8 protein-coding genes are annotated in these 7,183 nt (G+C 35.5%); 2 read left to right on the top strand and 6 right to left on the bottom strand.

Going from position 1 to position 7,183, the window contains the following annotated elements; translation table 11 throughout:
* From ACYVRH_RS09105 to ACYVRH_RS09080, 6 genes are all read right to left on the bottom strand, one after another.
* On the bottom strand, positions 1-478 hold a 478-nt coding region (locus tag ACYVRH_RS09105; RefSeq protein ID WP_461256604.1), incomplete at its 3' end, for a DUF362 domain-containing protein.
* An 18-nt stretch (positions 479-496) separates the two neighbouring features.
* Entirely contained in the window at positions 497-2,035 is a 1,539-nt protein-coding gene (locus ACYVRH_RS09100) for a GH39 family glycosyl hydrolase (RefSeq protein WP_461256603.1), read from the bottom strand.
* 13 nt (positions 2,036-2,048) lie between these two features.
* Entirely contained in the window at positions 2,049-4,835 is a 2,787-nt protein-coding gene (locus tag ACYVRH_RS09095) for an ATP-binding protein (protein ID WP_461256602.1), read from the bottom strand.
* Between the two features lie 69 nt (positions 4,836-4,904).
* Positions 4,905-5,258 carry a response regulator gene (locus ACYVRH_RS09090; RefSeq protein ID WP_461256601.1) on the bottom strand — a complete coding sequence of 118 codons (354 nt, stop codon included), beginning with the start codon at positions 5,256-5,258 and terminating at the stop codon, positions 4,905-4,907.
* Positions 5,259-5,345: 87 nt separating this feature from the next.
* On the bottom strand, positions 5,346-5,723 hold the full coding sequence (locus tag ACYVRH_RS09085) for a hypothetical protein (RefSeq protein WP_461256600.1): 378 nt from the start codon (positions 5,721-5,723) through the stop codon (positions 5,346-5,348).
* A gap of 22 nt (positions 5,724-5,745) precedes the next feature.
* On the bottom strand, positions 5,746-6,162 hold the full coding sequence (locus ACYVRH_RS09080) for a hypothetical protein (RefSeq protein ID WP_461256599.1): 417 nt from the start codon (positions 6,160-6,162) through the stop codon (positions 5,746-5,748).
* Between the two features lie 67 nt (positions 6,163-6,229).
* Here ACYVRH_RS09080 and ACYVRH_RS09075 point away from each other — a divergent pair, with 67 nt between their 5' ends.
* Together ACYVRH_RS09075 and ACYVRH_RS09070 are read left to right on the top strand one after the other, a co-directional pair.
* A complete protein-coding gene (locus ACYVRH_RS09075; protein WP_461256598.1) occupies positions 6,230-6,505 on the top strand; it encodes a hypothetical protein in 276 nt (91 codons plus the stop codon).
* A 21-nt stretch (positions 6,506-6,526) separates the two neighbouring features.
* The coding region (locus tag ACYVRH_RS09070; protein ID WP_461256597.1) for a hypothetical protein at positions 6,527-7,183 on the top strand (657 nt) is incomplete at its 3' end.

The following is a 7,183-nucleotide window of genomic DNA, read 5'->3' as shown; positions in this document are numbered from 1 at the left end:
TTATTATGTTATTTTTAATTTCACTGTTTTTAAACGCCTCTTGTGATGCCACATAAATATCGTTTGAATGATTATCAATCTCATCAAGATATGTTTTAACTTTAAAAACGAACATTCCGCTGTTCCAAAAATATTTTTTTGCTTCGATATATTCTTTCGCCGCCTCGTAGATTCCACAAGTTTTATAGAGTTTTTTAAGCGTCGCTTCGTTGTACAGGTAGCCCGAACCGGGACTGTCGGCTATTAACGGAATAGCGCCTTCTTTTTTTGCAAGCTTGCCTACTGCGGCAATTATTGACGGATGGGTGCTAACCGCTCTTTCGGGCGGAGAAGCGCCTAACAGATTTGCTTTTAAAGTTATTTTTTCGCCATTTTTGGCAAATTGTCCAATCCCGCCCATTAAATTAAGCAAATCTTTGATTTTCTCATCTGCTTTTTCATAACTGTCACATCTGGCAACATAAACATTTGTCTTCATAAAATTCTCCCGTTAAAATTAATCCGCAAACTCAATGTTTAATGCGCGTTCATAGTCGAATCCGCGGTCGCTTGTTATTGGCGCAGGAAAAACTTCAAAGTACGTAAGCGCGTTGCGTTCAAGCGTTAAGTTGACCGTGTGCGTACCGCATCCGCGTTGGGTTTTAATAAGCGGTGACGCGCTTTCACGAAGAAGCAGAATTTGTTCCTTTGACGGGTTAGCGGGTTCTCCAATATCATGCCATACTTTTAACGGATTGCATACTTCTTCATCAACTGTTTTTGTAACGATGCAGTACTCGCTCTCTTTGAACGCGTTGTTTTCAAATATGAAAGAAAGTGTTAATTTACCGCCGTCTTTAGCGGAAGAACTGTTAGCTGCTATTATGTTCCACGCGATGCCGCGATAAGTTCCGTCTGCTTTTTTTAAAACAATGGCGTTCTCTGAACGGTGGATACATTCGCCGTTTCCTAAGTCTCTGAAAAATTTAAACGCCCAGTATGTAGGCTTGAAAATTTTTCCGTTTGCGACAAGGCCAAATCCCCCATGAAAAGGAGTAAAAGGTACGCCCCATTCTTCAAAAATGTCCCCGAATGTCCAATATGAGTATGATTCGCTTGTGTCGCCAAGGTATGCAAGCTGATAGGCGATGTATGCGGCGTTAAGATTTGTGTCGTGTATGGGAGTGCGCGGCGAATACGATGTGTTAAATTCCGTGACGTGCATTTCCATGCCGTTGTATTCGGGGTAGTTGTCAATAATTTCACGCGACTGGTTTGTTTCCGCAAAAGCGCGGGAAAGCGGACTGAGTTTTGGATAGCCGTATTTGCCGCCGCTTTCAGGTACTGTGATGTTATATAAATGTCGTGTAACAAAATCAAGGGGAAGCTTTTCGTCACGGCAAAAATTTAAAAAATCTTTAAGCCAGGAAATATCATCAACGCCGCAAATGGCGGGGCCTCCAACTCTGAATTTTTGGGAAACTGATTTTATAGTAAGTATAGTTTCGCGGAACAGCTTGAAATATTCTTTTCTGTCGGCGTCTTTCCAGAAATGGGTAAGATTTGGTTCGTTCCAGACTTCAACTGGCCAGGATGTAACCTCATCCGAGCCGTAGCGGCTTATTAGGTGTTGTAGTGTAGCGGTGACAAGTTTGTTCCAATTCGCGTAATCCTTTGGCGGCGTAATATTGCCGCGCCAGTAAAATACAGATTTGTCACCGGATGCTATCGCGTGAGGCATGAAACCAAGCTCAATAAAAGGGCGTATGTCAAGTTCCAGATAGCTGTCTATCACAAAGTCAAGATATGTAAAATTGTATTCGGGTACAACAGTACCGTCTTCAGTTTTATATTCCTGATAAATAGCCATGTCTTCGTTGAAAAGACCATGTCCGCGAATCCATTTAAACCCGATGTTTTCTTGCACAAGTTTTAATTGTTCAAAATACTCTTTTTGCAGAGCGAGTCCCATTCTGCCTGTTCCAATACAAAGGCAAGTGTTGTTACGAAAACAGACAACTTCGGAGTTTTTAAGAGTGAAGGTTTTTTCCTGCATAATGTGTCCCTTTTTATTTATTATATTCATCTATGATTGTTGATACTTCGTCAAATTCACTGTGAAGCAAATGTTCTTCAATCAAATTTAAAAGTTCATTGGTTTTTTGCGACCATGTTTTTTCTTTTAGTCCGTTTAATGCGCCTTTAATTATTTTTTTATCCATTTCGGCGCATGCGTCTTTTATTACCTGTAATTTCTCTTTTAATAAAATTATTGCGTCTTCAGAATCTTCTGTTACCTCATTTTTTTCTTCCTTACTTTTTATTTCTTTTATAACTATGTTGAGTTTTTCTAAAAATGCGTTTGTTTCCGATAATATTACATTAATGTCTTTTTCTCTACCGGCCTGTTCAAGTCTTAACGCAGTATTAGACAATTCTTTTTCTCCGATATTTGCAAGAGCGCTTTTCATTGCGTGAACGTTTATTATATACATCTGAATATCTTTTTCATCGTTAAGGTCATTTTTAATTGAGTTTTGGATAATATCAACGGCTTTTTCGGCATCTCTTGCAAATATTTTTGCCAATTGTGAATCAGCTTGTTGAAATCCTTTGCTGGGATGCTGTTTTTTGTCCAGTTTAGCTTTTTCTTTCCGTGCGGCTTCCAGTACTTCGGCTGGTTGTTTATCGCGAATTAGTTTGTTAAGAGTGGTATCTAACTGGCGTATGTCTATTGGCTTGGAAATAAAATCATCAAAACCGTTCCTTAAAAACATTTCAGCATGTCCCGCAAGAGCGTTAGCTGTCAAGGCAACTATCGGTTTTGTATATCCCATTTTTCGCAGTTGTTTTGTCGCTTCTATGCCGTCCATCTTTGGCATCATGTGATCCATAAACACAATATCGTAATTATTGCCTTCTTTGATTTTATCAATTGCTTCAAATCCGCTCGTTGCAAGATCAATCTTAAGCCCATAAGGAGTCATTAAACCTTTTGCGACATATAAATTGGTTTCAACATCGTCTACAATAAGTATTTGTCCATAGGGCATATAATCACGGGTTATTTGCGCTTTCTTTGATTGTATAGCGTTATTAAGTTTAAATTGACACAAATTTTCCGCCGTTTCCTTGCCAATAATTCCACTAATGCCTATTCCGTCTGTTTTTTGAGGAAGCCTGACCGTTATTACCGTGCCTTTGTCAACCGCGCTTTTTACAATTATTTTTCCGTACATTAAGTCTACTAAGTTTCGCGTAATGGTCATGCCTAGCCCGGCGCCTTCAGTTGTACGGTTCGCTTCCATATTGAAACGCGTGTATTCATCAAAAAGCTTGCTTACTTGTTCGGAAGTCATTCCCTGTCCGGTATCGCTTACCTGAAAAATAAGGGTAACAATAACAGCGCCGCCGCCGCGCCCTACACATTCAGCGTTAACCGCAAGCTTAACATGGCCTTCATCCGTATATTTAAAAGCGTTGGAAAGTAAATTATTTAATACCTGTTTAATGCGAAGATCGTCGCCGACCAAGAACGCTGGAATGTTTTCATCTACTTCTATTTTAAAATCAATAGGTTTACTCACATAACGGATATAATTTAATTGTATAATGTCATTAATCAGCCTTGCAACTTCGTATTTAACCGGTACAAGTTCCAATTTGCCTGCTTCAATTTTTGAAAGGTCTAATATGTCATTGATGATATTTAAAAGTAAATTACCTGAATTATTTATTTTAAGAAACGCCTCGCTTGTAGACGGAGGATGAGATGCATCCTGCATTTGAATTTCAGTCATGCCTAAAATAGCGTTTAAAGGGGTGCGTATTTCATGACTCATTGTGGCAAGGAAGTTGCTTTTTTGCTGAGTTCTCATATCAGATTTCATTTTTGCTTGAGTAATGTAGTATAACATTGTGCATAATCCCCATGCTAATAATGATCCAATTATTATAAGGAATATTGCCATGTTGTTCACGCTTTTGTAATATTCTTTAACAGGTATTACAATGCCCAAAAACCAATCGTATTTAATTTTAATGAAATAAACTATAGAATCTTCGTACATATAGTTTTTAACGCGGCGCTCCGAGATATTCATACCCATTTCCAATTCATTAGATAATTGCGCAACGCCGCTGTCAGCGTCATATAATTTTGTACCAATAAATTTTGGTTCGGGATGGGCAATAATTTCCATTTTATTATTTATTAAGATTCCATAACTGCTGTTTGTCAAATTTATTGATATTGCATGTTTATAAATTCTGTTCAATTCAATATCAAGGCATACTATTGCTAACGGATTGTCATTATCATCAGTAAGGTAACGTGAAAATGTAATAATTATTTTTCTAGTTAGTATGTCTCTATATGGCTCAGAAAGAGTGATTTTTCCTTTGGCGTCTATTGCTCTTTGATACCATGGTTGTTTATTGGGCGAAAAATTTTCAGGTGGCGTCCATTTTCTTCCAGATATGTATTTTCCGCCCCATGTAAAAAAATAGCCATGGGTAGCATTTAGCCCGGTTAAACGCTCTTTATCTTTCATAATGAAATTGGTAATAGATGTCATATAAGCGGATAAAACTTCCTCTTTCTCGCCTCTTATAAGCATACTGCGGATTGTTTCGGAATACCCTTCAAGAAAAGTTTCCGGTTCCAGCAAATTTGAGACTATTTCCGCTTCTGTAAAAGCAAGGGCATTTTTCGCGTCTTTTATCAAGTGCTTGTGTTCAATAGTGCTTGCGAAAATAAAACTTGAAACGCCCATTATTATAAATGCGATAACAATGATGAGCATTTGAATACTAACGGTATTTATTGCCCGGTTTTTCTCGGTTTTAGGCTGCAAATTGCTCCTCCAGACAGCACCCTTATGGCAGATACTATAAATTATAAGCGATTATTGATAAAAATGGTATTAAATATTTAAATTTATCTGTTCAAGCAGTGTGGATGGGGAAAATGGTTTTGTAATAATACCGACCGCGCCCAGTGCCGAACTTCGTTCTTCGATTGAGGCATTTATGGTTCCTGTTAGAAAAATTACCGGAATATCAGCCCAATTGCCGACTTTTAGCTTTTCCAACGCTTCAAACCCGTCCATTTCGGGCATTTCTATGTCCAATAATATCAAATCCGGTTTAATTTTCCCTAAAAGAGCGAACATTTTCGCCGCAGACGGAACAGTCATCACGTTAAAATGATCTTCCAGAGCCTCTTCCGCTTTAGCCAAGTTTGTGTCGCTGTCATCTACAACAAAAATTGTTTTCAAATAGTTATTCCCGTCCCCTTTTTATGGCAGATTATTTATAAATCAGGCTTTTGTCAAGAGGAGTTTTTGAGTACCTATGTATATTATTTATTTTTTATAACGAATAAATTCTTTATCATCAATAACTATTTTTTCATCTGTAATAGTACCGATTGCTTGAATTTTCTTTGTATTTATAGTTATAACGCTATCAATAATTGAATATGACCCTATTTCCATCATAATTAATTTATTATCTCGATCAATTGAATACATTACCATTTTTGATTGCATACTTAAACCAATTGATTCAAATTCAATATATTCTGTAGATGGATTTTGATAAATATAGACTATTGCTTCTTGAGCATCATTTTTAGGCGGGGTCGAAAAACATGATGTTAATACGAATACTAGAAAAATATAAATTAGTATCTTTAATTTATACATTATATTAACTCCTCCAAAATAATTATTATTTTCCATTTTTAAAAAATATCCAACATACTTATTTTGACTTTGCCCTTATTACATCTGTTTTTTCTGTTTTTTTTTTTATAATCCCAATATCAGCTTCAACTTCTTCAATATAAATATTTTTACAAGTTATATAATATTTTTGCCCTTTTTTAAAATCATATGTGAATTTCAATTTACCACCAGTGTAAAAATAATTTCCTCTTTCTACTGCAACGCTTACGGTTAAATTCGCTTCGCCGGATGGTATTGTTATTTCAGTACCCCAATCTCCCGAACTCCAATTTACTTTCTTGCCATTAAATTCAATAATTTTTATAGAAACTGTCGGTTGAATAATTGCAGTTTCTTCAAGTGGTATAGTATCATCAAAAAATATTTTAGTTGTTGCACATGAAGAGAAAAGGATAAAAACAACCATAAAAAAAGCAAAAGATTTATAATTCATTAAATACCTCATTTTTAAGATAAAAGAAATCAAAAAATAAGTCAATGAAAAAATAAATATAAGAGAATTGCCAACCATTGAAACATTTAATAAAATTACATCATCTAATGAACAATATTATATGATCCTACAAATACAAGACCCCATAAAGAAAACAGAACCACATTTTGTAGCAGTAACAAGTATTGAATATACAAAAGATAAAACAGGTAATATTATTAGTATAGACAAATTTAATGTCGCTAATCCCTTAAAACCGTCTGGGCATTTTAACTCTAAATCAAGCTTTAAACCAAGTGAGGTATTACGTTGTGATATATATTTAGCTACTAAAAATTATTAATATGATCTATTAGGAGGATATATGAAAAAATTTATTTATTTCGCCCTATTCTTTACGGTTTCCCTGTCCCTTTTCGCAGAGGAAAAATATGACTGGCTTACTAAGCATAATTGGTTTCTTGATTCCGAATATGACATAATTGAACTTTATGAAGTTGTTTTTAGAAAATTAGAAGTGTTACCCGGAAGAATAATGTATCAGAGGCGTCTTAGAAAGGAAACATTCTCAATAGGATATCAAACAGATAAACAAGATAAACTTTTTATATTAAAAGATACATTATATGAAGGAATTTATAATATACAATTTGGTAATAATTATACAACTTTGTCTTTAGTGGAAGGCAAAACAAATTATGGTTTACAAAAAAGGGTTGGTAAACAAGAAAATAAAAATTACCCCCTTGTTGGCATTTGGGGAGAATTACCGTATTTAACCGAATATCGTATCATCGATCCAAAAGACTGCCATATCTATATGGAAATAAAAAAACGGTATCCTTTGTGGGCTATACGCGAAGGAACTTACCTGTTAAAACAAATAAATGAAGACACATTTGAAACAGTTTCTCCGTTTCCTGACGGGCGATTAAGACTTGATGTAATAAACGAAAAAAATATTATTTTAGAACCATTATTTAAATTACCTAATGATGAAAAGGGAAGAGTTGATCCTTTG

The sequence above is a fragment of the Treponema sp. R80B11-R83G3 genome (genome assembly GCF_054786115.1).
The sequence above is the reverse complement of the archived record's forward strand: the minus strand, read 5'-3'. Positions and strand labels throughout refer to the sequence as shown.